Origin of the sequence: Sphingomonas radiodurans, assembly GCF_020866845.1 — a bacterium.
In the GTDB taxonomy this organism is placed as follows: domain Bacteria; phylum Pseudomonadota; class Alphaproteobacteria; order Sphingomonadales; family Sphingomonadaceae; genus Sphingomonas; species Sphingomonas radiodurans.
This window is the reverse complement of sequence record NZ_CP086594.1, coordinates 1,932,946-1,956,656: the sequence shown is the minus strand read 5'-3', so window position 1 is coordinate 1,956,656 and position 23,711 is coordinate 1,932,946. Positions and strand designations below refer to the sequence as shown.

Annotated in this window: 22 protein-coding genes and 3 pseudogenes; 13 read left to right on the top strand and 12 right to left on the bottom strand. The window is 64.1% G+C overall.

The window, feature by feature from the left end; all coding sequences use genetic code 11:
* Positions 1-72 precede the first annotated feature (72 nt).
* Genes LLW23_RS09155 through LLW23_RS09145 form a run of 3 tightly spaced genes read left to right on the top strand, consistent with a single transcriptional unit; the run spans position 73 to position 3,513 of the window.
* Positions 73-1,743 (top strand): serine/threonine-protein kinase, encoded by a 1,671-nt coding sequence (locus LLW23_RS09155; RefSeq protein ID WP_228944840.1) that lies wholly within the window; start codon positions 73-75, stop codon positions 1,741-1,743.
* A gap of 16 nt (positions 1,744-1,759) precedes the next feature.
* Positions 1,760-2,767 carry a type VI secretion system-associated FHA domain protein gene (locus tag LLW23_RS09150; RefSeq protein ID WP_228944838.1) on the top strand — a complete coding sequence of 336 codons (1,008 nt, stop codon included), beginning with the start codon at positions 1,760-1,762 and terminating at the stop codon, positions 2,765-2,767.
* Positions 2,764-3,513 carry a PP2C family protein-serine/threonine phosphatase gene (locus tag LLW23_RS09145; protein ID WP_228944836.1) on the top strand — a complete coding sequence of 250 codons (750 nt, stop codon included), beginning with the start codon at positions 2,764-2,766 and terminating at the stop codon, positions 3,511-3,513. Before LLW23_RS09150 ends, LLW23_RS09145 begins: the two co-directional genes overlap by 4 nt.
* A 327-nt stretch (positions 3,514-3,840) precedes the next feature.
* Here the strand turns inward: LLW23_RS09145 and LLW23_RS09140 are convergent, their stop codons facing one another.
* Positions 3,841-4,995: a pyridoxal phosphate-dependent aminotransferase gene (locus LLW23_RS09140; protein WP_228944834.1), complete on the bottom strand. Its 1,155-nt coding sequence runs from the start codon at positions 4,993-4,995 to the stop codon at positions 3,841-3,843.
* Positions 4,996-5,418: 423 nt separating this feature from the next.
* Here LLW23_RS09140 and LLW23_RS09135 point away from each other — a divergent pair, with 423 nt between their 5' ends.
* Positions 5,419-6,228: a sulfite exporter TauE/SafE family protein gene (locus LLW23_RS09135; RefSeq protein WP_228944832.1), complete on the top strand. Its 810-nt coding sequence runs from the start codon at positions 5,419-5,421 to the stop codon at positions 6,226-6,228.
* A 562-nt stretch (positions 6,229-6,790) separates the two neighbouring features.
* Here the strand turns inward: LLW23_RS09135 and LLW23_RS09130 are convergent.
* Positions 6,791-8,869, bottom strand: a complete 2,079-nt coding sequence (locus LLW23_RS09130; protein ID WP_228944830.1) for an NHL repeat-containing protein — start codon at positions 8,867-8,869, stop codon at positions 6,791-6,793.
* Between the two features lie 304 nt (positions 8,870-9,173).
* Here LLW23_RS09130 and LLW23_RS09125 point away from each other — a divergent pair, with 304 nt between their 5' ends.
* The gene (locus LLW23_RS09125; RefSeq protein ID WP_228944828.1) at positions 9,174-10,415 is read left to right on the top strand and encodes a M48 family metalloprotease; all 1,242 of its coding nucleotides are present in this window, start codon (positions 9,174-9,176) and stop codon (positions 10,413-10,415) included.
* 247 nt (positions 10,416-10,662) lie between these two features.
* On the opposite strand, the gene LLW23_RS17680 is transcribed toward LLW23_RS09125, so the two are convergent.
* The 9 genes and pseudogenes from LLW23_RS17680 to LLW23_RS09090 all read right to left on the bottom strand — a co-directional run bounded on the left by LLW23_RS17680 (position 10,663) and on the right by LLW23_RS09090 (position 17,122).
* The gene (locus LLW23_RS17680; protein WP_408641939.1) at positions 10,663-10,926 is read right to left on the bottom strand and encodes an integrase core domain-containing protein; all 264 of its coding nucleotides are present in this window, start codon (positions 10,924-10,926) and stop codon (positions 10,663-10,665) included.
* Complete coding sequence (locus LLW23_RS17675) at positions 10,898-11,206, bottom strand: integrase catalytic domain-containing protein (RefSeq protein WP_408641938.1); 309 nt, start codon at positions 11,204-11,206, stop codon at positions 10,898-10,900. Before LLW23_RS17675 ends, LLW23_RS17680 begins: the two co-directional genes overlap by 29 nt.
* 96 nt (positions 11,207-11,302) lie before the next feature.
* Positions 11,303-11,449 (bottom strand): annotated as a pseudogene (locus tag LLW23_RS17670) (transposase); the annotation flags it as partial.
* A 70-nt stretch (positions 11,450-11,519) separates the two neighbouring features.
* Positions 11,520-12,637, bottom strand: a protein-coding gene (locus tag LLW23_RS09115) for an IS3 family transposase (protein WP_408641937.1) whose coding sequence is annotated in 2 segments (ribosomal slippage) — positions 11,520-12,382 and positions 12,382-12,637 — 1,119 coding nt in all. Because the reading frame shifts where the segments join, the coding sequence is not laid out codon by codon here.
* 81 nt (positions 12,638-12,718) lie between these two features.
* Positions 12,719-12,994 (bottom strand): annotated as a pseudogene (locus tag LLW23_RS09110) (IS6 family transposase); the annotation flags it as partial.
* Positions 12,995-13,096: 102 nt separating this feature from the next.
* A complete protein-coding gene (locus LLW23_RS09105) occupies positions 13,097-14,842 on the bottom strand; it encodes a tetratricopeptide repeat-containing sulfotransferase family protein (RefSeq protein WP_228944821.1) in 1,746 nt (581 codons plus the stop codon).
* 202 nt (positions 14,843-15,044) lie between these two features.
* Positions 15,045-15,643, bottom strand: a pseudogene (locus LLW23_RS09100) (IS6 family transposase); the annotation flags it as partial.
* 58 nt (positions 15,644-15,701) lie between these two features.
* On the bottom strand, positions 15,702-16,277 hold the full coding sequence (locus LLW23_RS09095; RefSeq protein WP_228944820.1) for a hypothetical protein: 576 nt from the start codon (positions 16,275-16,277) through the stop codon (positions 15,702-15,704).
* Between the two features lie 95 nt (positions 16,278-16,372).
* On the bottom strand, positions 16,373-17,122 hold the full coding sequence (locus tag LLW23_RS09090) for a zinc ribbon domain-containing protein (protein ID WP_228944818.1): 750 nt from the start codon (positions 17,120-17,122) through the stop codon (positions 16,373-16,375).
* Between the two features lie 122 nt (positions 17,123-17,244).
* Between LLW23_RS09090 and LLW23_RS09085 the strand changes: the two genes are divergently transcribed.
* From LLW23_RS09085 to LLW23_RS09075, 3 genes are read left to right on the top strand one after another with little or no spacing between them, the layout of a single operon-like run.
* Positions 17,245-17,664 carry a DUF4383 domain-containing protein gene (locus LLW23_RS09085; RefSeq protein ID WP_228944816.1) on the top strand — a complete coding sequence of 140 codons (420 nt, stop codon included), beginning with the start codon at positions 17,245-17,247 and terminating at the stop codon, positions 17,662-17,664.
* Positions 17,661-18,722, top strand: a complete 1,062-nt coding sequence (locus LLW23_RS09080; RefSeq protein ID WP_228944810.1) for a hypothetical protein — start codon at positions 17,661-17,663, stop codon at positions 18,720-18,722. Before LLW23_RS09085 ends, LLW23_RS09080 begins: the two co-directional genes overlap by 4 nt.
* Positions 18,712-19,032: a hypothetical protein gene (locus LLW23_RS09075; RefSeq protein WP_228944808.1), complete on the top strand. Its 321-nt coding sequence runs from the start codon at positions 18,712-18,714 to the stop codon at positions 19,030-19,032. The genes LLW23_RS09080 and LLW23_RS09075 overlap by 11 nt, the downstream gene beginning before the upstream one ends.
* Here LLW23_RS09075 and LLW23_RS09070 read toward each other — a convergent pair.
* On the bottom strand, positions 18,960-20,585 hold the full coding sequence (locus tag LLW23_RS09070) for an FAD-binding oxidoreductase (RefSeq protein WP_228944806.1): 1,626 nt from the start codon (positions 20,583-20,585) through the stop codon (positions 18,960-18,962). The genes LLW23_RS09075 and LLW23_RS09070 overlap by 73 nt on opposite strands.
* A gap of 185 nt (positions 20,586-20,770) precedes the next feature.
* Here LLW23_RS09070 and LLW23_RS09065 point away from each other — a divergent pair, with 185 nt between their 5' ends.
* The 5 genes from LLW23_RS09065 to LLW23_RS09045 all read left to right on the top strand — a co-directional run bounded on the left by LLW23_RS09065 (position 20,771) and on the right by LLW23_RS09045 (position 23,679).
* Positions 20,771-21,166, top strand: coding sequence for a hypothetical protein (locus tag LLW23_RS09065; RefSeq protein ID WP_228944805.1), 396 nt, complete (start codon positions 20,771-20,773; stop codon positions 21,164-21,166).
* A 47-nt stretch (positions 21,167-21,213) separates the two neighbouring features.
* Entirely contained in the window at positions 21,214-21,678 is a 465-nt protein-coding gene (locus LLW23_RS09060) for a DUF5991 domain-containing protein (RefSeq protein WP_228944803.1), read from the top strand.
* A gap of 63 nt (positions 21,679-21,741) precedes the next feature.
* Positions 21,742-22,338, top strand: a complete 597-nt coding sequence (locus LLW23_RS09055) for a TetR/AcrR family transcriptional regulator (protein ID WP_228944801.1) — start codon at positions 21,742-21,744, stop codon at positions 22,336-22,338.
* Between the two features lie 27 nt (positions 22,339-22,365).
* Complete coding sequence (locus LLW23_RS09050; protein WP_228944799.1) at positions 22,366-23,280, top strand: hypothetical protein; 915 nt, start codon at positions 22,366-22,368, stop codon at positions 23,278-23,280.
* Between the two features lie 168 nt (positions 23,281-23,448).
* Complete coding sequence (locus tag LLW23_RS09045; RefSeq protein ID WP_228944797.1) at positions 23,449-23,679, top strand: hypothetical protein; 231 nt, start codon at positions 23,449-23,451, stop codon at positions 23,677-23,679.
* Positions 23,680-23,711 lie beyond the last annotated feature (32 nt).

The following is a 23,711-nucleotide window of genomic DNA, read 5'->3' as shown; positions in this document are numbered from 1 at the left end:
CGATGCGCAGCAAATGCTTAAGCGATCTTCCCTATGTGATTGGCGGAGTGCTTGGTGCGTGAGGCTGTGACGATGACGATGTTGGGCCGCTATCGGGTCGATTCGCTGCTTGGCGAAGGCGCCATGGCCGAAGTCTATCGCGCTTATGATCCCGACATCGGCCGGACGGTTGCGATCAAGGTGCTGAAGCCCGAATTCGCGCGCGATCCCGAGCTCGGTGCACGTTTCCTGCGCGAGGCGCGCGCGGCCGGCGCGCTCAGCCATGCGAATATCGCGACGATCTACGACGTCGGCGAAGCACAGGGCGTCGCCTATATTGCGATGGAGCTCGTCGACGGCGAGCCGCTCGACGTGCTGCTGCAGCGCGGGCGGCTGCCCTATGAACGCGTGCTGGAGATCGGCCGCCAACTTGCCGGCGCACTCGGCTATGCGCATGGGTGTGGCGTCGTCCATCGCGACGTGAAGCCGTCGAACATCCTGCTATCGGCCGACGGCAAGACCGCAAAGCTGCTCGACTTCGGCGTCGCGCGGATCGGCGAGATCGACGCCGCCGCCGCCAACCAGCACCTCGCGCGGACGCAGGCTGGCCAGTTGATCGGGACGCCGCGCTACATGAGCCCCGAACAGGCGCTCGGGCTGCCGGTCGATCATCGCTCCGACCTCTTCTCGCTCGGCGTGGTGCTGTATGAAATGGTGACAGGCAAGGTCGCCTTTCCCGGCACCGCGCTCGCTACGCTGGCAATCCAGATCGCGCAGGAGAAAGTCGAGCCAATCGACCGTTCGGCCGCGGATTGCCCGCCGGGCTTTCGCTTCGTCGTCGACAAGCTTCTCGCCAAGAAGCCCGAGCAGCGGTTCGCCGACGGCTACGTTCTCGAAGCGGCACTCGCGCGCGAGATAGCGGCGCGGACCGAAGCGCCGGTCGGACGCCGGGGCATCCCGTTGCGCTTCAAGCTGCCGGCGACGCTTGCGGTCGTTACCGCGCTGACGCTGTCGGCGTGCATCACCTTCGGCCTGTCGCATGAACGCAAAGCGCTCGAGCGCATGGCCATCGTCGCGGGCAGGTCGACCGCGACGTTCCTGACCAACAATGCGGCGGTTCTGGCTGCCGACAATGCCGGCCTGCCGGCTGATCAGCAGGACTGGTCGGCGTTGCAGGCCTTTGCGGTGAGCGCAGGGCGTGATTCAGGGATCCGCGACCTCGTCGTTGCGGACTCAAACGGGGTCGTCCGCGCGGCATCGAACGCGGCGCTGGTCGGCACCCGCTATCGGCCGCGCGGTGGCGAAGCCGTCCTGCGCAGCGGCGCGCTGCAGGCAAGTGCCGCACCGGACGCCGGGCAGGGGCCGGGCCTGCGCTTCGTTCAACCGATCGCCTATGCCGGCGCGAATTTCGGGACGGTCGATCTCGTCATGAAGCGTGACGCGCTCGATGCCGCGCTGGACGTGGCGTGGGCGTCGATGCTGATCCTGTCCGCGGTCGTGATGCTGGTCGTGCTGGTCATCGGCTATCTCGGCGGCGCGATGGTCGCCCGGCCACTCAGCCGGCTGCGCAACGCGCTCGACGAAGCCGCGCAAACGGGGTTCGAACTGCGCATTTCGCACCGTCGCGGCGACGAATTCGGTGCGGCGTTCGACGCATTCAACCGCGCGGCCAGCGCGATCGAAGGCAGGATCAGCCATCGACCCGAGGACGGTGCAGCGATGGCCGAAACACGGTTCGCGCGCCCCGCAAAACGCGCGGCATAGGGGTACGAGCATGTACATGCTGCAACTTTTCGACCGCGCGAATGCGGTGCAACCGATCGACGCGCGCCTGTTGCGCGACGGCGTGCTGCGCATCGGCCGCGACAGCGCGGCGGACTGGTCGATTGCCGATCCCGACGTCGAATTGTCGCGCGCGCATTGCGAACTGGCGGTCGTCGGCGATGGCCTGAGCGTCCGCGCACTCGGCACCAACGGCGTGTTCGACGATGCGAGCGGCGCACGCTTTCCGGATGCCATCGATGTGCCGATCTCGTTGCCGGCGACGCTCCGGTTCGGCCGCTTCAAGCTGCGAGCCAGCCACGCGCCGCATGGCGACGAGCCGGCGGATCTGGCGTGTACTTTAGTGCTTACCCCGCCGCTCGGGAGATCCGCTGCGGTGCCGGACGACTGGAGCGACGCTAGCGATTTCGTGCCGGCCGAAGGCGGCTCGCTGCTTGAGGCGTTCTGCGACGGTGCCGGGCTCGATGCTTCACTGCTCGCCAGCGAAGATCCGGCCGAAATCATGCGACGGGCCGGAGCCGTGTATCGCCAGATGGTATTGGGCATCGGCGACCTGATGGCGGAACGCGACCGTGCGCGGAAGCTGTATGACCTGTCGCGCACCACGATCAGCGGTGCCAACAACAACCCGTTCAAATGGGCGCCGACCCAGCGGCTGGCGATTGACTTGCTGCTGGCCGGGTCAGGCAGCTTCCTGTCGGGGCCCGCCGCGCTGCAGGCATCGTTTCGTGATATCAAGCGCCACCTGATCGCGACGTTCGCCGGCCTGCACGGCAGCTTGCGTGCGGCGATCGCGACCTTCGATCCGAAAGCGCTCGACGATGCGGCAGCACCGCGCGCATCGTTGCTCAAGGGTCGCGCCTCCGTCTTAGTCGAGGAAGTCGCGGTGCGGCATGGCGACCTGTCGCAGCAGCTCGACAAGGGCGAGTGCGGATCGCTCGATCGTGCGTTCGTGGCGGCCTATGATCGGGCGGACGCCGCGGTCGCGCAGGATCTGGCGCGTTGATCGCGATCGAGCGGCCGACGGATCTTCGCGCGCGTACCAACGTCATGCGATCGACGGCGCGCAGCCACGTCGGTCTGGTTCGGCGGATCAACGAAGACCGCGTGTTCGACTGGCCGGACGGCGGTCTGTGGGCCGTCTCCGACGGCATGGGCGGGCATCGCGGCGGCGACCTCGCCGCGCAGTCGGTGATCGATGCGCTGCGGCGGTTCCACACGTCCGGGCCGCCCGATACGCCCGACGCCGTCCTCGCCGCGCTGGCCGGCGCCAACCGAATGATCTGTGCGCGCAATTCGCAACGTGGCGAGCACGCAGGCGCAACTGTCGTGGCACTCAGCATATTCGGCACGACAATTCATCTCGCCTGGGCTGGTGACAGCCGTTGTTACCGGATTCGCGATCGCGCCGTGCAGCTTCTCACCCGCGATCACAGTCTCGTGCAGGATCTGGTCGATGCTGGGCTGTTTACCCTCGAAGCCGCGGCGCATCATCCGCAAGCAAACGTAATTACCAGGGCCCTGGGCGTCGACTCCAGGTGCGAGATCGAGTGCCGCCTCGTCGAGTTCGAGGAAGGTGACAGGTTCCTGCTGTGTTCGGACGGCCTGTCGCGATCGCTGGCGGAAGCCGATCTGCTTGACAATGACCTCCAGGCGCTGGCCGATGACCTCGTCGCAAAGGCGCTACAGAGAGACGGTGCCGATAACATCTCGCTCGTATTGATCGAACCGCAGTCGATCGTTGAATATTGACGTTCACCTTTCGGAAGGTGCGATCAGTCTATCACCCGCTGCTTTTCTACGATGTGGTAGTCTTGGCGCGCCCGGTAGTCACTACTGCAACCCGCTTTGCGGGTTTGGGATGATCCCATTGCCTGACGATGCGAAGCGGTCCTGAGCTTGTTATAGAAAGACGTCGCAGCGCTAGCGCGCATGTTGCGCTCCAGGAGGATGAGGCATGACGGCAGCGGTGCAGATCGACCCCAACACAGGCCCCAATATCTTCAACATTCGTGCGGCAAAATCTACCGATCGGATTAAGGGTAAAGGCACGTTTGGTCTAAATGAACCCACTCAGCCTCAAACGACCGTCGCCACCGCCGTTACGAAGGTGTTCATCTCGCTGGCGGATCCGACGGTAACGCGCGAGACGGTTGGCCAGATCGGCCAGCTGCGACCGATCTGCACCTTTTGCGCGAGCAGCGCCGCCTGGACGTCCTTGGCTTGCCTGGTTTTCCAATCGACCATGAACATGTTGGCCTGCGAATTCGGATGGACCGTCAGGCCGCGCGCCTTGAGTTGCGCGATCGTCGTCTCGCGCACAGCGATCATTTCGTTGCGCCGCGCCGTGATCAAGTCCGCCTGAGTGTAGGAGGCGTTCCCGCATGCCACCGCAGTCATCGGCAACGTCCCGGTTACCTGGAACCCGTCGTAGCGCATCATTCGCTTGTGCAGATCGGGCGCTGCAAACGTCAAGCCGAGGCGCATTCCGGCCATCCCGAATAGCTTCGAGAAGGTACGCATCACGATGACGTCGTTGCGCGTGGCGGCCAGGTGCGCCGCCGACGGCGACTCGGAGAAGTGAAGATAGGCCTCGTCGATCAGCACGACCGAATCCGCCGGCTTGTTGGCGACCAGCCAATCGATCTCCGCCAACGGCGTGACGGTACCAGTCGGGTTGTTCGGAGAGCAGATGTAGTAGAGCCCGGCATCGGGGTTTGCTGCCAGCATCGCGCGCGTGCTCGTGCCAGCGCCAGGGGCCAGCGGCACCTTGCTGACCGGCGCTTCCAGCCATGATGCGGCGCGCCAGACCGATTCGAACGTCGGGTCGGCGGTGACCAGGCCCTTTTTCGGTGAGCAGAATGTGATGACCGAGCGCACCAGGGGATCGCCGGACCCCGGCCAGGTGGCCACGCGATCCTCGGGCATCCTTTCGACCGCGGCGACCGTTCGGATCAGCTTGCCGCGTTCGTCCGCCGGATCATAGCGGTTGCCCTTCGCGATGATCTCGGATGCGGCTTGCGCGGCGATCGGAAAGGGACCGCTCCAGCATTCGTTCGCGCCGATCTGAACCGCGCCGGCCACCCCCCGCGCCGCCTGGCTCTGCGCCGAAGCGGCCGAGCCGAGGATCGACGAGATCGCCGTTCCCCCACCAATCAAGGCAGCGATCCGCCCGAGACCCCGCCGCGAATAGCCACGATCCAGCAATTGCTCGGTCAGTTCCCGGTCCAACATTTCGTGTCCCCATCCGAAGAGTCAAATCACCAGCGGAATTTCGATCGCTCTCCAGCCGAAAGCTCTGCCTGACCCGTGCTTGAATCGCCGGGCATTATTCAGAACCACTGCGTGGAACGTCGCGCAATCCGAGGCTACAAGCAAGACGATAGTGTGCGCCAGGTGATCGACCATGCCGATCCGTGTGACATCAGTCTCTTGCGAACAAACGGATGATCAAGTGAATCGAAGCCGCGCCCGATTCCGCTAGACTCGGCTGGAAAATGTGAGATCATTTCAGCAGGCTCGCTCGCGGGAGAGGCCGTCCAGGGAAGGACCACCCTCTTTGCTTCGCCTGACATCGGATATGAATGAGGGAACGACGTCTAGTCATCTCGCAGCCTTGTGCTGCGCAAGCGCAAAGCCGCGTGGAACCGGCGCCGGATGAGCGTCGCCGCGCCACTCATCGGCCTGCTCGTCGCCGGTCTGCTCGCTGGTTTTGCCGCCGGCGTCTTCGGCATCGGCGGCGGATTCGTTGTCGTGCCCGCGCTGCTCGTCGTGCTGCCGCTGCTTGGCGGGATGCCATCCGAATATGCGCATGTCGCGATCGGCACGTCGGCCGCGACCATCATCATGACGTCAGTACGGTCGCTGCGATCGCACGCGAAGCGCGGCGCGGTCGATTTCGAGATGCTGCGCGGCTGGGCACCGTGGATCGTCGGCGGCGCCGTCCTGGGCGTGATGCTCGCCGATCGGATCAACGGGCGCGCGCTGATCGCAATCTTCGCATCGGGCGTGCTGCTGATGTCGGTGAACTTTCTCGTGCCGACGCTTGGCAACCGCGTGGTCAGCCAGACGCTGCCGACCGGGCCGCTGCGCGCGAGCATTGCCGGGGGCCTGGGCACATTCTCCGCGCTGCTGGGGATCGGCGGGGGAACGATTGCGATCATGGTGATGACGCTATGTGGTCGCACCATCCATCGTGCCATCGCCACCGCATCGGGGATCGGAACGTTGATCGCGGTGCCAAGCGCGATCGGCTTCGCCATCATCGGGCTCCATGCACCCGGCCTGCCGTGGGGATCGCTTGGTTATGTGAATCTGCCCGCGACGGCAGCTGTCGCCTCGATGTCCATGCTGACGGCGCCGCTTGGCGTCGCCGCCGCGCACAGTCTGCCCGCCGACCTGTTGAAGCGAGCATTTGGCGTCTATCTGCTGGTGATCGGCACGCTCATGCTGCGCAATGCATTGTGAGTATAGCCAGTCGGACAATTCTCCAGTTACCACGCTGGTAGGTGCTGCAGGCCAGTGCGAACCGCTCTCCGCCCGATACAGGTGGATCTTTCGGGCAGGAGACTAGGTGCTCGGTCCACGGTTCGATGGTGCAGTTCTTTGATTGGAAGGAAGGAAGCCGTGCAGGGAAGGTACGTCACGGGAACGCCACGAGCACGTACGCAGTCCGAGCAGCAATAAAGCGATCCCAAGCGTCGCTCGCAACGCTGAGCCGGGAGCTCGGGATAATCCGAAGACTGTGGCGAAGTGGCACAAGCGTGCGACGGTCGAGGATCTGAAGACCGGGCTGAGGCCAAATGCCGTTTCGCGCAATGTCGTTTAAGTTTTTTGAAGTCTGCCAATCTCTAGATACAGCCTGCGTAGCAATGAGTGAAATGCGCTCGTCTGGCGACCGCTCGTCACTTCCCAGTCCCTGTTGTTCATTCATCTAAAGCAAGAGACGATCACCGTCGACGCCCTTCACCTTGGGCCGATAAGTTACAGCGGCGATATCCCTGATCAGCGCAACCATCGACCGCCGACGTCACCGGATGGTGATCGGCCGATCGCGCCCGGCCTTCGCTACATTACCCATCCGATCGGCAGCAAAAATACGGATGACATAGTCGCCCGCCGTCAGGCCGGCCGGATTCCAGCCCCTCTTCTGCGTTTGGCCATGACGCCCCCAGTTGCTGACGACATAGAGCATTCGCGTGCGCTGATCGCTGTGGACGGAGTCGCCGCTGGCAGGCGCGTAGATGATCTTCGCGGCGTCGGGCGCCAGCGGCATCCGGTCGAATTCCAGCGTGATCCGCGGCCGTTCGAAGCCACAAACCGGCGTGCCGTCTGCCTTAATGATCTGAAAGCCTGCCTTGTAGAGGCCGAGACGACGGCGGGGGGCGTTGTCGTCGACCTGATCCCAGGCTTCGACCACGATATCGAGCGGCCCGCCATTTGCGGAAACGAGCAGGCGACCGTCGACCTTTTCGACCAGTCGCCGTTCCGCCACATCGAGGAGATGCACGTCGTCGATCCGCGGTGCGACATGGTCGGACAAGCCGGGGAACCGGAGCGCTAGCGCGTTTACCTTGCCGCGTGGCGGACCGAGTTCAAGGTGGACATGCGCCATGCGGTTGATCGTCCCGATCCGGTCGCCGACTGCAAATCGCGTACCGCGCCTGATCCTCACCCGGACGACGCGCCCCCCGGCATCGCGGATCAGTTGGAAGCGAGCCGGGTCCAACGGCTCGTCATCGAGCGTACGGCCGACGCGCATGTGCACATAGGTCAGCTGATCGATCCGCAGCGCCTCGTTCAGGCTGCCGACCTCGCGCGTGTTCGGCAACGGATCGCGCACGGTCTCCGCGGCCGATGCTAGGACCGTGGTGCCCATCGGCTCGCTGATATCCAGCCCGGCGTGGAGGTGATGGCGGCTTTCCCCCTGATAATCCCCACGCACCTCGCCCAAGACGCCGACCACCTCGTGCGATCCAAATTGCGGGGCGAACGGCCAGGGAAACGGTCGGGTTCGGACGAGGTCGAGCACCTGCGCCTTAAGTCCCGCGGATTCGGGGGCCATGTCGGCGGTGCGAAGGCTGAGCTTGCGGATCGCGAACGCCGAGGCGTCCGCGACATAAAGAGCGCCCTTGCGATCGACCGCGATTCCAGACGGGCCGAGCAGAGGCAGCTCGGCATTGCCGGGAGCCGCTGCCCCCTGCCCGGCCAGAACACCCAGCGCGCCCTGCGGTGACATCTGCACGATCCGGCCGCGCTGGTAGGAGGCGATGTAGAGAAAGCCGTCCCATGTCGGCGCTAGCCCGATCGCGCCCTTGAGCAAGCCACCGCCATCTTCGGGATCGGTGCGCGCGATGGTCGAGACGCGGCCATCCGGGCTGAGCTTCCGAACGGCGTCGTTTCCGGTATCTGCGACGAGGATCGCGCCGTCGCGGTCCAGCGCGATCCCGGTCGGCGTGTCGAACGCGGCATTCGCGCCCTGCCCATCGGCAAAGCCGGGCCGATCCTGCCCGGCGACGGTACGCACGGTCCCGTCAGCAGTGATCAGGCGGATGCGGTCGTTGTAGCTGTCGGTGACATAGATATTGCCCGCGTCGTCGACTGCCACGCCGATCGGGCCGTTGAACTGCGCGCCCGCCGCCGCGCCGTCACGATAACCGGGAGCACCAGTGCCGGCGCGCGTCGTGACCGCACCTTCTGGACTGATCATCCGGATCGCATGCCGCCCCGTCTCCGCGACGATGACATTGCCGTGTCCGTCGATTGCGATGCCGGAAGGCGTGTCGAACGATCCGGGCAGCGTCGTAACGACCCCATCGGCATCGATCCGGCGGACATGGCCGCGCTCGCCTGCGTCGGCGACATAGAGATTGCCGTCCGCATCCATCGCCACCGCGAACGGATCGCCGAAACGCGCCGCTGCTCCCACGCCATCCGCCTCGCCCCGCACACCGTCGCCGGCCACGGCGGTGAGCGCCGCCTGCCAGCCGAAGATCGTCGGCGCCGGACGGAGCCAGCCGAGAATCGACAGCAACCAATATCCCCCGCCGGCCAGAACGAGGAAGAAGAGTACGACAATAGGGGCTGCGCGCGCGGCTTTCCTGACCATTGAAGCGGCCTTAGCCGCAATCGACCGGCCAAACGCAATGCCAGCTCACAAACGTCGATCGGTTAGCGTGTAGGCGGTAGCAAGCCGCCGCGTCCGCACGGCGCATCCCACCGAAAACGCCGCTTGTACGACTTACCTTGGCCCGGCGGGCGCAGCGGCGATGCATTCCATTCGACCAGCGCATCATAAGCCAGGCCGTTCTTTCCAAATAGGTGATACATTCTGGCGAACACGCGCGGCAAACAGGGTGCTGGCACTCGTCGTCGCTAACAACTAACCTCGAGGCTTCACGGGGGTGGCGGCAATGATAGTTTCAACGATCCTGTCGGCGATCGTGCAGGCGGCGCCTGCCCCGCAGGCATTCGATCCTGTAGAGGCAACCAATGCCTATCTTGCCACCATCAGCAGCGTCGCCCGGGCGCGCTCCGACGCCTATTTCGAAGGCGGCTACTGGCTAATCCTGTGGAACGCTCTGGTGAGCGTGGGTGTTGCCTGGGGCTTATTGCAGGCCGGGGTGGTTTCGCGCCTCTCTGAAAGGGCTACCGCCTGGACAAAGGGCCGCAAGGCCGGTCGCGCTTTCATTTTCGCGTGTCTGTATTTGGCCCTGACCGGCGTGGTAACGCTGCCCTGGTCAATCTACGTCGGCTGGCTGCGCGAGCATCAGTACGGGATGTCCAACCAAACGCTTCCGGCATGGCTCGGCGAGTGGCTGATCGGGACGGCGATCGGCACAATCCTCGGTGGGTTGGCGCTGTTGGGGCTCCTGACCCTCTACCGAAAACTGACGCGCAGTTGGTGGGCGTGGGGCACCCTCGCCAGCGGCTTTTTCCTGCTCGTCGGGCTGTTACTTGGCCCGGTGTTCATCGAGCCGCTGTTCAATCGCTACACCCCAATGCCGGCATCGCCGCTGCGCGCTCAGATCCTGCAAATGGCGCAAGCCAATGGCGTGCCGACGTCCAACGTGCTGGTGGTCGACGCGTCGCGCCAGACCAAGCGTATCTCCGCCAACGTGGCAGGTGTCGGCCCCACCGTCCGGGTCGCGCTCAATGACAATCTGCTGAACCGCACGTCTCCGCCGGAGGTGCGCGCAGTGATGGGGCACGAGCTCGGTCACTACGTTCTCGGTCACACTGCCTCGCTGCTGATCGGTTTCACCCTTATCGCCGGGCTGTTTCTCCTCGTGCTTGATCACGCCACCCCGTGGCTGGTGGGACGTTACGGGAGCCGTTGGCACATCAGTGGGCGCGATGACCCTGCGATGCTCGTGCCTGCGACGATCGTCGCCAGCCTACTCGCCGTCTTGCTGACGCCGGTGACGAACAGCCTGATCCGCTTCCATGAAACACAAGCCGACTATTTCGGCATCAACACGTCGCGCGCACCAGATGGCTGGGCGCGAGTTGCACTGAGACTAGGCGAGTATCGCAAGCTGGAACCGAGCCGGCTCGAAGAGATCGTATTCTTCGACCATCCGTCCGGACGGACACGCATCCTCATGAGCATGCAGTGGAAGGCGCACCACCTAGGCGAGCCTGATCTGCAGTAACATGAAACGTATTGGTGAGCCTCCGGTACGAAGGCTTCTTTGCTACCTCCTGCCGTTCAGACCCACTCCCAGACATTGGCGGCCGCTTTTCCGCTCCTCACAACCTACCACTTGTACATCTTGGAATTTGCGGCGTGTTTCGGACGCGGCGATCTGACCGTTGGCGCAAAGTTCACGATTGGGAGCTGTGTGCTATTGCGCCTTTACAGACTGACTTGCTCCCGGTCTTGGATGACTTGGCCGACCGTCATCCAGCGCCTGCAGACAGCGACGGGCCATGTGCCGCTGACCGGTTCACCGGCGTTATCGGCGGCTTATTGCCGATCGCGTGATGTGGCCTCACCTCGTTATAGTATCTACGCCAAGTCTCGCGTGACCCGACCGCATCGTCGAGGCTCATGAAGCAATGCTGGTTCAGGCATTCCGCCCGGAACTTGCCGCTGGGCGGCTCGATGAACGCGTTGTCGGTTGGCGTGCCGGGCCTAGAGAAGTCCAGCGTGGCGCCCTTCATGTACCCCTCCGCAGCCGTCCAGCGACGCTGCGCGTCGCCGGAGCCTTAGCTGCTCCGCCCATAAGTCGAGGTCTCTGGAGACAAACTCACTGGCCTGATCCAACCGGATCGAGGCCGCGTAGCCAACCTCGCCGCGCACGCGTTCCAGCACCTCGATCACGTCTGGTGCCAGGAAGTTGAATCGCGGCACCACCGCTGGCGAGAACCGGCTGCACGTGTCGATCACCGTCAGGATGCGCAGCTTCGACCCCACGGCGAGTTGGTCATGGACGAAGTCCATCCCCTCCACCGCTGTTCATCGATGCTTCGCATCGTTGGAGCTTTTGCGGCTCCTCCGCCCGTCCGATGCTGACCGACCAGGCGCTCTTGGCATCGTCAACGAGCTGAGCTTGGCGTTCTCATTTTCGAACTGGCGCAGCCGCCGCATCTCCGGTGGCGTCAGCCCAGCGTACTTCTTGCGCCACGCATAGAATGTCACATTGCTGATCTCGGCCTTGCGGCATACTGACGTGACCCCCGTCTTTCATCCAGCGGCAACCAGAGACGGACCGATGTTTGAGCTGCTACCCGTTCTTGGACCACTTCGCTGGCTGTCATCCAGCTTCTGCCGGCAGCGGCGGGCCATGTGCCGCTGACCGGTTCACTAGCGATATCGGCGGTTTGTTGCCGATGGCGCTATGCGGTCGCACCTCATTGTAGTCTCTGCGCCAAGTCTCGCATTTTCGGACGGCATCGTCGAGGCTCATGAACCAGTGCTGGTTCAGGCATTCCGCCCGGAATTTGCCGTTGAAGGACTCGATGAACGCATTGTCGGTCGGCTTGCCGGGCCGACTGAAGTCGAGCGTGACGCCGCGCGTATACGCCCACAGGTCGAGGTCACGCGAGATGAACTCGCTGCCTTGATCGACACGGATCGACGCTGGGAAGCCCACCTCGCTGCATACCCGTTCGAGCACTTCCACCACGTCGGGAGCCCGGAAGCCGAACCGCGGAACAACCGCCGGCGAGAACCGGCTGAAGGTGTCGACCACGGTCAAGATGCGCAGCTTCGATCCCGTGGCGAGTTGGTCATGGACGAAGTCCATGGCCCACACTTCATTCGAACAAGACGCCGCGCAGCGGCCTTCTCTCAGCTTCGCCTTCACCCGGCGCTTCGGTGGCTTATGCCGCAGCTGTAGCCCCATCTCTTTGTAAAGCCGATAGATCCGCTTCGCGTTCACGTCCCAGCCCTCCCGCCGGAGCAGCACATGGATGCGGCGATAACCATAACGCACCCGCGTCTCGGCGATCTCCCTCATCCGCTTCTTCAGATCGGCCTGATCGGCGCGGCGCCCACGATAGTGGTAGCTCGATCGTTCCGCCCGAAGCACGCCGCACGCCCGCCTGATGCTGACTTGCCAGGTGCTTCGAACATCGTCGACGAGCTGCCGACGCCGGTCAGGCCTCAGAGCTTTCGCGAGACGACATCCTGCAACATCGCCTTGTCGAGGCTGAGATCAGCGACCAGCCGCTTCAGCTTGGCATTTTCCTCTTCAAGCTGGCGCAACCGCCGCATCTCGGACGGCATCAACCCCGCATACTTCTTGCGCCAGGCATAGAACGTCGCCTCGCTGATCCCGGTCTTCCGACACACCTCGCCGACGGTCGTGCCGTCTTCGGCCTGCTTCAACACGAAGGCGATCTGCGCCTCCGAAAACTTCGACCTTTTCATCACTCGCTCCGCTTCTCTGGCCCTCCGATCATAACTGGAATTTTCCAGCTCAAAACGGTCCAGGAAACGGGCAGCAGGTCACATCTCGTCAAGGTGCCAGCGCCACTGCCGAAAGCCACGCATCCGCGACACCCGCTGCCGGCGAATGTCGCCGGCGAACATCGGGCCGAACCTGTTCCACCAGTGCCGCACCGTCTCGTGACTTATGTCGATCCCGCGCTCGAACAGTAGGTCCTCCACGTTCCGCAGCGAAAGCGGAAACCGCACGCACATCATCACCACCAGCCGGAGGACCTCCGGTGAGGAGTTGAAGCGGCGGAACGGGCTCGGCGGCTTGGCTCTCGATCGTCGGCTCATGGCTGCTCGTATTCCACGCCGTGCTGGTGTGTCACGTTAACCTGACAGCGCCAGACTGACATAAGGCGGCGTTGCGAGCGGCGAGCGCTCCTTGGTCGAAATCTACCCGTCGTGCGGTGTCGCTGGATAGTATTGCAACAAAGGCTCGAGAGCTTGCTCAAGCGGGCCGAGCCAATCCTTATAGGCCTCCCATCGGCGGAGACCGCTACCGTCAATTGGGCGACGGACCTGCGTGGTACTAGGAGTATGCACAGCACGTTCGGTTTCAAAGAACCGCAGACAGGCTGCATCGAACGGCAATGCGAGATAGTCCAGCAGCCGCCGCACTTCCCCTTCAAGGTCCTTGACTATCGCCTCGTGGTGTACGCGATGTACTCGGCCTGGCGCCATCCGATCGAAATGGGTCATCAACCGCACATAATCGGAGTAGAAACTGCCGATCCCGCACAGGTCGTAGGCGAAGCTGTTTCCCCAATTGTAATGCTGTGCGAAGTTGGCGAACCCGCACGCCATGGGATGACGTCGCACATCGATGATCCGGGCGTTCGGCAAGGCAAGAAGGATCAATCCGGTATAAATCCAGTTGCTCGGCATCTTATCAGTAAAGAATGGCCGGTCCGTTCGGCGATACCTCGCAGTTGAGTTAAGATAGCGCTCGCCAACGGCACGCCACGATCCTGCGGAGAGCGAGGGCAGAAGGTCAAGATAGCTGTCGGCACGACGGCCGACCATGATCGATTTGACTGCTTCGTTCAGATCACGAAGCTCCTCAGTACCCTCGACAGAGGGATGACTTGCCAGAATTTGTTCGATCAATGTCGAGCCGGACCGCGGCATACCCACGATGAAGATCGGATCGGCAGCTGGCGCGCCGAACCGCGCGCGTTCCTCTAGGAACTTGGCTGTGAAGAGATCCTCCGATTTTCGGATTAGAGCCGAGAACCGATCAGCGTCGTGCGGCGCCAGCGAATGGCGGAGCGCGTTTCCCGCGCGCAACTGTTCGATGGCGGTGGCATGGTCGCCAAGCGCATCCAATCCGTTGCCGAGCGCGAAGTGCAGATGCACGCGATCGGCAGGGTCTTTGCTCGTTGCAAGCGCAGCGTCGATCTTGACGATGTCCGCCGCGTCGAGCGGCACCGGCTTCAGGTTCGCGAGCGCCCACCACAGGATGCCGTGTTCCGGTGCAATCGTGATCGCCCGACGGTACGCGGCAACCGCCTGGTCGATGCGGCCGGATGCTTTCAGAAAGTGGCCGTGGTTCATCCATCCTCGCCAAGCGTGCGGATGGTGAATCAGCAACGTAGAAAACGCAGCGCCTGCGGCTTCGGCACGGCGGTGCTGAACCAGCATCGTGGCCTTAAGCGACAGCGCCTTGAGATGGGCGGGTTCGCGCGCCAGCACTGCATCGATCGCGCTCAGAGCCTCGTCGGTCTGCCGGGTCTTGTTGAGCAGGCTGGCGAGGCTAAGTCGCGCGTCGTAATAAATAGGGGCGAGCGCTACTGCGCGACGGAACAGACCCTCCGCCTCGCGCAGCGCATGAGAATGTTCGGCGATTTGACCGAGAAGGTGCAGTGCGCCGGGGTTCTCGGGATCTGTGCGTAAATGGAACCCGATCTCTTGTGCCGCCGTTTCGGTCCGGCCGGAGGCAAACTCACGTCGAGCGCGCACGACAGCTGGATTGCGAAGCGCGACATCGACCGCCCGCATCTCCTGTTGCTCAGCGTCGGAAACATCGCCGACGGCGCGCAACGCCGAAGCAAGCAAGCGATAAGCTTGTACCAAGTCCGGCAAGTCGCGGATTGCAGCTCTGGCTTCGGTCACCGCGGCAGCAGGGTCGCACGCGATCATGGCAGCAATGTCGGAAAGCTGAACGGGAAGGCCGGAACCTGCGTCTGGTCGTGGAGATGGCACAGGCGGTTCCTTGGAAGGCATCGGTTTAGCAGATCTGATCGAGTCGCGACGTCAAGCGATAGCGCGCCAGTTCTCCTAATATGTCTCTGCACGGCGCCGCGGAACTGCTGAGCTTTGCCCGCGATCCTTTGCAGCGCCGAACTGAAGCGAACTTCTGTAGCGTCTTCATTTGCCTAAACCGGAGCATCGCCCGTTCTCGTCGTCGGAACGACAGATGGCTGTTTTCAACCCTGTTGTTGGCCCAACGTCCGACCTCCTGCTTGTCGGTGTTTCCAAGCTCCTTCATCGCCGCACGGTAGGAGCGCAGACCATCCGTCGTGATCGCGTCGGGCTATCCGTGGCGCTTGAGCGCCTTCTTCATAAAGGTGAGCGCTGCCTCCTTATCACGCGTTTTTGTAATGTAGCTCTTGAGGACTTCGCCTTCCTGATCGACCGCTCGCCAGAGGTATACCATCTCGCCGTTGAGCTTCACGTACAACTCGTCGAGGTGCCAACGCCAGTCGCGGAAGACTCGCATCCGCGACACCCGGTGGCGGCGTATGTCGCCGGCAAACATCGGTCCGAACTTGTTCCACCACATCCGGACCGTCTTGTGGCAGATATCGATCCCGCGCTCGAACAGCAGGTCCTGGACGTTTCGCAGCGACAGCGGGAAACGCACGTACATCATCACTACCAGCCGGATCACCTCGAGTTGAAGTAGCGCAACGGGCTGGCAGGCTTGCACGGGTGGGGCATGCGAATACCCTATCCAGCCCATCTTACCAGCCGGTGCATTTCGTCTAACAGGACCAGATCAATTGTTGGCGATGTGACGTCGCCATAGCCAAAATCCGAACCCAATAAGCGGTGGTAGGCCAAGGCAGAACACGAGCGCTATTGGTCGATCCGCGGGAGATATGCGCGGTTGAAATGCAGAAAGACCCAAAATGCCCGTTAAGATGGCAACGCTCTGAACTAGTCGGGCGTTAGTCATTCGCTCCAGAACACGACGGTGAGCCACCCGCATGGCCAGCGGCGGCGCGACAGGCGTTCTGCCAAGAAAATCACGTGCTGGAGCGTGGCCGTAGTAACGCAGATAGAAATAGTTGAGAGCGAACGCGGCCACAGCGCCGATCGTACTTATCGCGACCTGTAGTGCATTACTCGCATCTGAGAAGAACTTCTCAGAAATCCAAGCACCCGCTGCAATAACGATGAAAAATAAAAACGGACCGGTGACCATAACCCACCCAAATCGCCGTACGTAGCGGTCGCGCTCCTCTCGTGTTGTAGGCAGCGCGGGGCCGACCTGATCCTTGCGGTACACCCATTCGGCCCGCTCGCCAGGCTTGAATTGAATAGCCATGGGAAAGCCAAGGAGTTCGAGCATCTTCCATATCCCAAGCAGCGTCCCCGTCGCATTTCACGCGGACGAAGTAGTCGAGAGTTGTTTCGGCTGAAGCGTTGTCTGCCTCGCTGAACGAATCAATTCAGCGCGCAGCCGTCGAGGATCGTTGTGCCAGCTAGCGACCGCACTTCCTCGCAGGCCACCTGAATGAACTGTCCCTTAGCCAGCGGCGCCAGCCGTTCACGATAGCCGACCGGGAAGTTCACGATCATGTAGTTGAACCGCGTGCGCCCCTCCATTGATAGCGCCGGGGTCGGCCCCGGCTGCACCATTGACGCAATCACGCCGGAGACGCGGACTGGGCCGCGATAGATCGATGCGGCGCCTGCTGGGTCGCGAAAAAAGGCGGAGTCAAGCGCTGCCGCCGATGTCGCGCTACCGCTCGAGAGCCGCTCGGCGTCCGCGGCGGCCCGATCGACGGAGCGCGTCGTGCTAGGCTGGTCGGCTGGCCTGGACTCAAACGGGTTCGCATCGGTCTCCTCAGCGCCTTTCTCACCGCCGGCAACCTGAGTAGCCGATTGGGGGCCATCGCGGCCCGGCGCCAACATCGTGTAGCCGATCGCCAGCGCGGCGATCACGATCAACAACGGCACGATCCAAGCGAGACCACTGCCGCCGCTGCCGGCTGACTGGACAGGTGGCGCACAAGACGTGCCTGAGGGAGGGGTGGTTACCGCCTCAGGCGGGATATCGCCTGGCAGCGGCGGTCGCGATGTCTCGTTCACGGGTGCGGCGACCGTGTCGCCGGAGGCGGCGGTCGCGCCGCAGCTTGGGCAGAAACGCGCCCCGGCGGGAAGTTGCGTGCCACAATCGGTGCAGAATGCCATTTTGCTCTCCTGTCGTGGCACGACGCACCAGTGCGCCTGATCGTTCCCCATCCGGTTCGATTGCAACATCTTCCTATCGCCCGAGAATTCCGTAGGTTGAGGCATCATGGCAGGAGAGGCAGATGGATCGGGTACGGGCATTCGGCTGGGGGTATTTCGCCTTGTTCATCCTGGTCGTAGCAATTGGCTATGTGCCCGGCTTCGAGGATACCGACGGCAATCTGTTCGGACTGTTCAAGCTCGATCTGTACGACGATAGCCTGCATCTTGCCTCGGGGGTCTGGGCTGGCGTTGCGGCCTATTGGTCGTATAGCGCGGCACGCAGCTATTTCCGGCTGTTCGGGCCGCTCTACTTCCTTGATGGCGTACTCGGACTGACCACCGGAAGCGGCTATCTGGACGGCGGGATCTTCCTCTACGGGCCGCAGGATTTATCGCTGTTGATCCGCTTTTTCGCCAATCTTCCACACCTTGTGATCGGCGGCGTGGCAATCTGGGTTGGGTACCGGCTCGCCGCGCGCCCGCGGCCGGGCTTCGCATGAAGCGTCGCTGGCGGCTATTGCTTGGCGTGGGTGGGATCGCCGCCACGACAATCCTCCTGCCGATCGCCGCGATCGAAACCGGCTGCCGCGCCGCCGCGACGCCCCCCGCCCCAGTCGCCAGCGTGGTTCCGTCCGCGCTGCGTCGGCCCGAGGCGCGCACCTGGCTGACCTACCCTGAATGGCATATCGTCTATTCAGCGGAAAGCCTTGGCCGCCATCTCGCTGCTGGACGACCGCCGAGCGCGTATGACTATGGCGCTGACGTTGCGGGCTTTTGGCGCAGCTATTGCGCGATCAACCGCATTGCGGCGGAACGCCCCGGCACCGGGGAGGCCAAGCTGATGATCTACACGATCGGGATCAGCTTCACCGCGGAGATGGCGATCAAGGCGGCCTGGGAAAATATCGTCGGCCGCATATCCGAAACGCTCGGCGGCTGGGCGAGCCCCGAGGACCGCTACGCCGCGCGCATCCAGCAGCGCTACGCCGGGTTCATGCACGAAATCCCGTGGTATCGCTTCGGCTTCGGCGAGGCGCTTGGGGGGTTATGGGCGACGCAGGGTGATTGGTCGCTGGTGCGCCGCCCCGAACGCCGCGTCGCGCTCAGCGCCGAATATGGCGTGAAGGCGATCTACGCCAAGGCACTCGGCGCCGCGACAGGCGCCTCGCTTGCGCCGGACGCGCTGACGCTGCGGATGGTGGTGCGTGCGCGCGCCGCGACGCTCCGCACGATCGATCCGCGGCTGAAGCCGCTGCGCCAGCTGCCCGGCGGCGCGACGCTGGTCGAGGCGCCGCGCTATGCGCAATTCACCGATCTGATCACGAAGCTCGGAGCGCGCGGCATCGCGATCGACGACATCGCGGGCAACCACACGATCTTCCTGACCATCCGCGCACCCGAAGCGCTCCGCCCGCCCGCTGCGACGCTTGCCATGCCGCTCGGCGACCGCCCCGGCTGGTGGCGCTACGGCGTGACGCTGCCCGTCGGCAACCTGACACGCTGGATCGCCACGGCTCGGGCGCGCGGCGCTCAGCTCGAACACGTCTATGATTATTAATGCGCGCGCCCCGCGCGCCATCGTCCGCGCCGGCGCCCAGGTCGCGCTGATCCTCGCCGCTTGGGCGCTGATCATGCTCGCGCTGCCGTTCGTCGGCGCACCGGGCCGGCAGGTCGCGGTGCTCGGTGATACCGGCGCCGCGGTCCGCGCGATCCGGGCGGCGGGCGGCAGCATCGTCGAGGCGCGGCGCGGCGCGGTTCTTGCGCGCTCGCCGCAGGCCGGGTTCGCGCGCCGGCTCTACGCCGCCGGCGCGCCCGCGGTGATCGAGGGGCGGATCGCTGCAGGCTGCATCGCGAAGGCAGGGGCGTAGCTCGCATACCAGTTGTTGGTGAAGCGCCCTTCGGGATCCCAGGCGCGCTTCGCCGCAAAGAAATTGCCAATTTCGGGATAGGCGCGCGCCAGCTGTGCCGGCGTGTAATGTAGCTGGTAGGGCAAGAAGAACCGGCCGCCTTGCGCCGAGCACAAATCGATCAGCGAACTCGTCAGCTTCGCCATCGCCGCGCTGCCTACCTCGGTCGTCGGCTGGTTCAGGTACAGCACCACCGAAAACGCCGGCTGCGGGGCATAGCTCAGCGCATTGTCCTCGGTCCCTACCGCGCGGATCGAGGCGTTGACGAGATTGGCACGCTGCGCGCGGAACACCGTCCGCATCCCGTCGATGAACGGCACGATCTTGTCGCGCGGCACGAAATACTCATGCAGAATGTCGGTCTCGCCGGGCAGGTTGTTGAACAGATACGCCACGCTGTCGTGCATCGGATCGTTGCGCGCGACGAGACACGCCTCGCCGTCGCCCATCGCTTGCGCGCGCGTCACGGTGCAGCTCTCCAGCCGGTGCTCGAGTTCCTTTTCGCTCCACCATTTCAGCGCCTTGAACGTATCGTTCTTCTTGGCGAGATTGACCGTCAGCCGGCGGATCTTGGTCGCCGCCACGTCGCCGAGCGGCGCGCGCGCCAGCCCCTGATCCTCGGGCATCCGGCGATAGGTATAAACCAGCGCCTCCTGCAGCAGCGATTTGGGCGCGGTCGACAGATGGACGTAGGACAGCCCGATCGCGGGATCCGCGGCGATTTTCGCGAAGGTGTCGGGGAAGGCGCGATAATCGATCAGCGCCCGTTCGGAGCGATAAATGTCGTTGGGCACCACATCGAGCGTGGCGCTGAGGATGATCCCGAACAGCCCGTACCCACCCACGACATGCCGGAACAGCTCGGCATTCTCGTCGCGCGACGCCGTCACCACCTGGCCGTCGGCGAGCATCAGCCGGATCGAGCGCAGCGACGCCATCACCGCGCCGGCCTGATGATCCATCCCGTGTGCGTTGACCGAGATCGATCCGCCGACCGAGAAGATGTCGGTCGATTGCATCGCCTTCACTGCGAACTCGGGGTGGATCGCCTGCTGGATCTCGTGCCACGTTGCGCCCGCGCCTACCGTCACTGTGCGCGCTGCTCGGTCGAGCCGCACCGCGTTCATCGCGCGCATGTCAAGCACCATGCCGCCTCGCGCGAACGCCTGCCCGCCCATCGAATGCTTCACCCCCGCCGCCGACAACGGCAGCCCGTTCGCCCGCGCATAGGCCAGCGCACCTGCGATCTCGCGTTCCGAGCGCGGCCGCACCACGCCAGCCACCGGCGTGCGGCTGAGGCAGCTCGCATCGTTGACGTCACCGCCGCGCTGCGCCCAGGCCGGGGCGGGGATCCGCTGCGGCCCGCCCGATACGCCCGGCCCGCGTCCGCCCGGCGGCAATGGCACGGCGAGCCCGCAATCCTTTGCTCCCACCGGATCCGCCGCGAGCGGCGCGACATACGCCACGCTCCCAGCGATCCCCAGCGCCAGCACCGACACTCCGGTCAGCAACACGCGCCTACGGCGCGAAGATCCCGTTTGGCTCATAAGATAAGCGTACCGCCACGCCTTTGACAGGCAACCCGAAATTAAATGAACGCTGTTCATTTTCAGTTAAACTGAACACTGCTTAATTGATCGGGCGGCAGGGAAACGCCGTGACGGTCCCCATCATCGGGGACGCGACAAGGAGTAAGACCATGAAGCCCAAGCATGTAATCGCCGGTGCGATCCTCGCGATGGCCACGATGGCCAGCCAGCCCGCCACTGCCTACACGCTCACCCCGACCGGCCGGACGCTCGCCAGTCCGCAACTCGCGGCCGATGTCCTGCGCGATATCTCCAGCTTCTCCAAGGCGACCGGCGGCTGCTCGTTCGTGTTTTCAGTCCATATGACGGTGCTGCCGCGCAGCTACACGCCGGTGCAACCGAGCATGCCCGCGGTCGCGCGTGGCGGCCACTTCGAACAATGGAGCCTCAACGCCTGTGGCGCGCGCCAGCGCTTCCAGATCGCGATGTGGCCCTCGCCCCGCGGTGGCACCGATTACGCGATCACCCCGCTCACCGGCCGCATGTCGCTCGCCGGGCGACGGTGAAGCCGAACCGCTTTCGAAACGTTCTACCCCCCGCCAGTAGGAGAGAAATGATGTTCAACACCCTAAAGTCCGCTGTTGCCCTTGGCCTCACCGCCACCGCCGCGATGCTTCCCGTCGCCGCAAGCGCCGCACCGCTCCCCACATGGTATGGCAGTTATGTCTGGGAGGAACCACTTGGCCGGGTCGGCGGCGAATCGCGCGCCGACAGCGTCGCAGTCTTCACCACCTATCGCCTGAGCCTGCAGCCCGCGGTTCGCGATACCGGCTGCACCGTCCGGATCGAAGGCTATCAGCGTTACGAGCAATTCAAATGCACCGCGACCCCGGAAGGCGAGAAGCTGATCATCAAGATGTTCAAGCTGCGCCCCAGCGATCCCGGTCGCGCGCCGCTCGGCACGCCGATGTTCACGCTGATCCGCACCGCCGGCGGCGGGCTAGTCACGCAGCTCCAGGCGCTCACCCCCTCGGGTGACAACACCCCCAGCGGCGGCCGCTTCTTCCGCCGCGGCTGATCCTTTTCACCGGCGGCGCACCATCGGCGTGCGCCGCCGGTTCCTTTTCGACAGACAGGCATCATGGGCAGACGATCCGATCACAGCCGCGAGGAATTGCGCGAACTGATCCTTACCGCCGGCGAAACGCTGATGGCGGAGGTTGGCTTTGCCAATTTCTCGGCGCGCGAGGTGGCCAAGCGGATCGGCTATTCGATCGGAACGATCCATAATGTGTTTGGCAGCGTCGATCGGCTCGTCACCGCGATCAATACTCGCGCGTTCGGCGCCTGGGCCGATGAGCTCGAACGCAGCCTCGCCACCGCCGACGAAGATCGCATCGCGGCCCTCGTCGAGGCGTATTTCCGCTTCGCGCGTGATCATCCACGGCGCTGGTCGGCGATCTACGATCACCGACCAGCTTCCGAGACGATCACCGAGGCCGAACATGCGATGCGCGGTCGACTGATGCACATTGTGGCAGGCGAGATCGCCACCGCGCTCCACCGCCCGGTCGATGCCGCGCTCGGCACTTTCGCGCGGTCGCTCGTCGCGACCGTCCACGGCCATTGCAGTTTCGCGATCACTGGATCGTGGGCAGCGATGGGCCAGCACGATGCCGAAATGGTGGCGCTCGCCCGCGTTCGCGAAAGCCTCGCCGCTTATCGCGGCCAATCTTGATCACGTCCAAGCAGCGAAGGGAATGACATGCCCGGCACCGCGCTACCCCGCCGCCAACGCATCAGGCCGATCGCCATTGCAGCCGGCGTCGCGCCGCAATTCGAGCGCACCGATGATGGCTATTTCTATCGCGAAGACGGCACCGGCCCCGCGATCCACGTGACCGTGGACGAACGCGACGGCTTCGTCCGCGCCGGCACCTACGCGTTCCTATATCATCTGCTCGCCTTCGCCATGTGCGCCGCCGCCGCGTGGCTCGTTGCATCGCGGTTGCTCGCCGATGCCGGGCGTCTCGCGGTGGCGGGATCGACAGGGGTCGTCGCCGCGCTCGCCGCGATCCTGCTACTGATCTCGCACGAACATGCCACGCGCGCACCGGCGCGCGCCTTGCGCGGGCGCCCCGCCGTCCAGCCGCCGCGCGATCCCGATTTCGAGAAAAGCTTCGGCTACGGCGCCGCGCTCGCTGCGATCGTCATCGCGATCTTGTGGTGGCTTACCGGTTCGGCCGGGACGATCGCCGATCGTAGCGTCGTCGGGGTCTTCGCGATCCTCGTCGGCGGGTTCGGCATCCTCCGTCGCCGCCGCAGCTATCGCCGGCTCGATGCCGCGCAACGTGCCCGCGCCCTCGCCGCACATGCGCGCGAGGAGCAACTGCAACGCGAACGGCTGGCGCGGGCCAAGCCGGTCAACGGCTGCGGGCTCATCCTGTTCTTCCTCGTCGAGCTGGCAATGGGCGTTGCCACATTATTCGGCACGATCGTGATCGTCCTCGATATTGCGGGTCAACCGGCCGAGGAGCCCGACGGCTGGATCTTCGCCGGTGCGTTTCTGCTCGGCATCACGCTCAGCTGCCTGGTCGTCTCGGCCCTCGACCGGCTGTGCAAGCGACGTACTGGCGCATCGGCGCTCAACGAATTCAACTGGATCCCGTCCGATTGGTGAGGCGCTTACACTCGTGGTTGCTGCACAACGGGATTGTTACCGGCGCCGCTATCGAATGGGCGAGTGCCGGTGAAGGTCAACGGACGACTTGACGAGACCCAACAAACTCAATCACTTCCTCGCAATGGCAGGTGCGGGGGCGCCGAATCGATGGGGGGGGAGCATTTCATGATCGTGCGAACCAGCGCGCTCGCGTGGGAGCTTTGCGCTGCCGCCGCCGCTCACGGGCAAGTCGCAGTTCCCGCGCCTGCACAGATCGCCACCTTGGCACCAGCCACCGCCTACAACGTTCTGAGGGTTGGCACGAAGGTTCCGCTGAAGCTCAGCCAGGAACTCACGACGAAGGGCAAGCTGCTGCGCGTCGGTCAGCACTTCACGGCGGGTTGGAGAGCGATTTGAACGCCTCGTCATTCCGCTGACGCCGCGCGGTG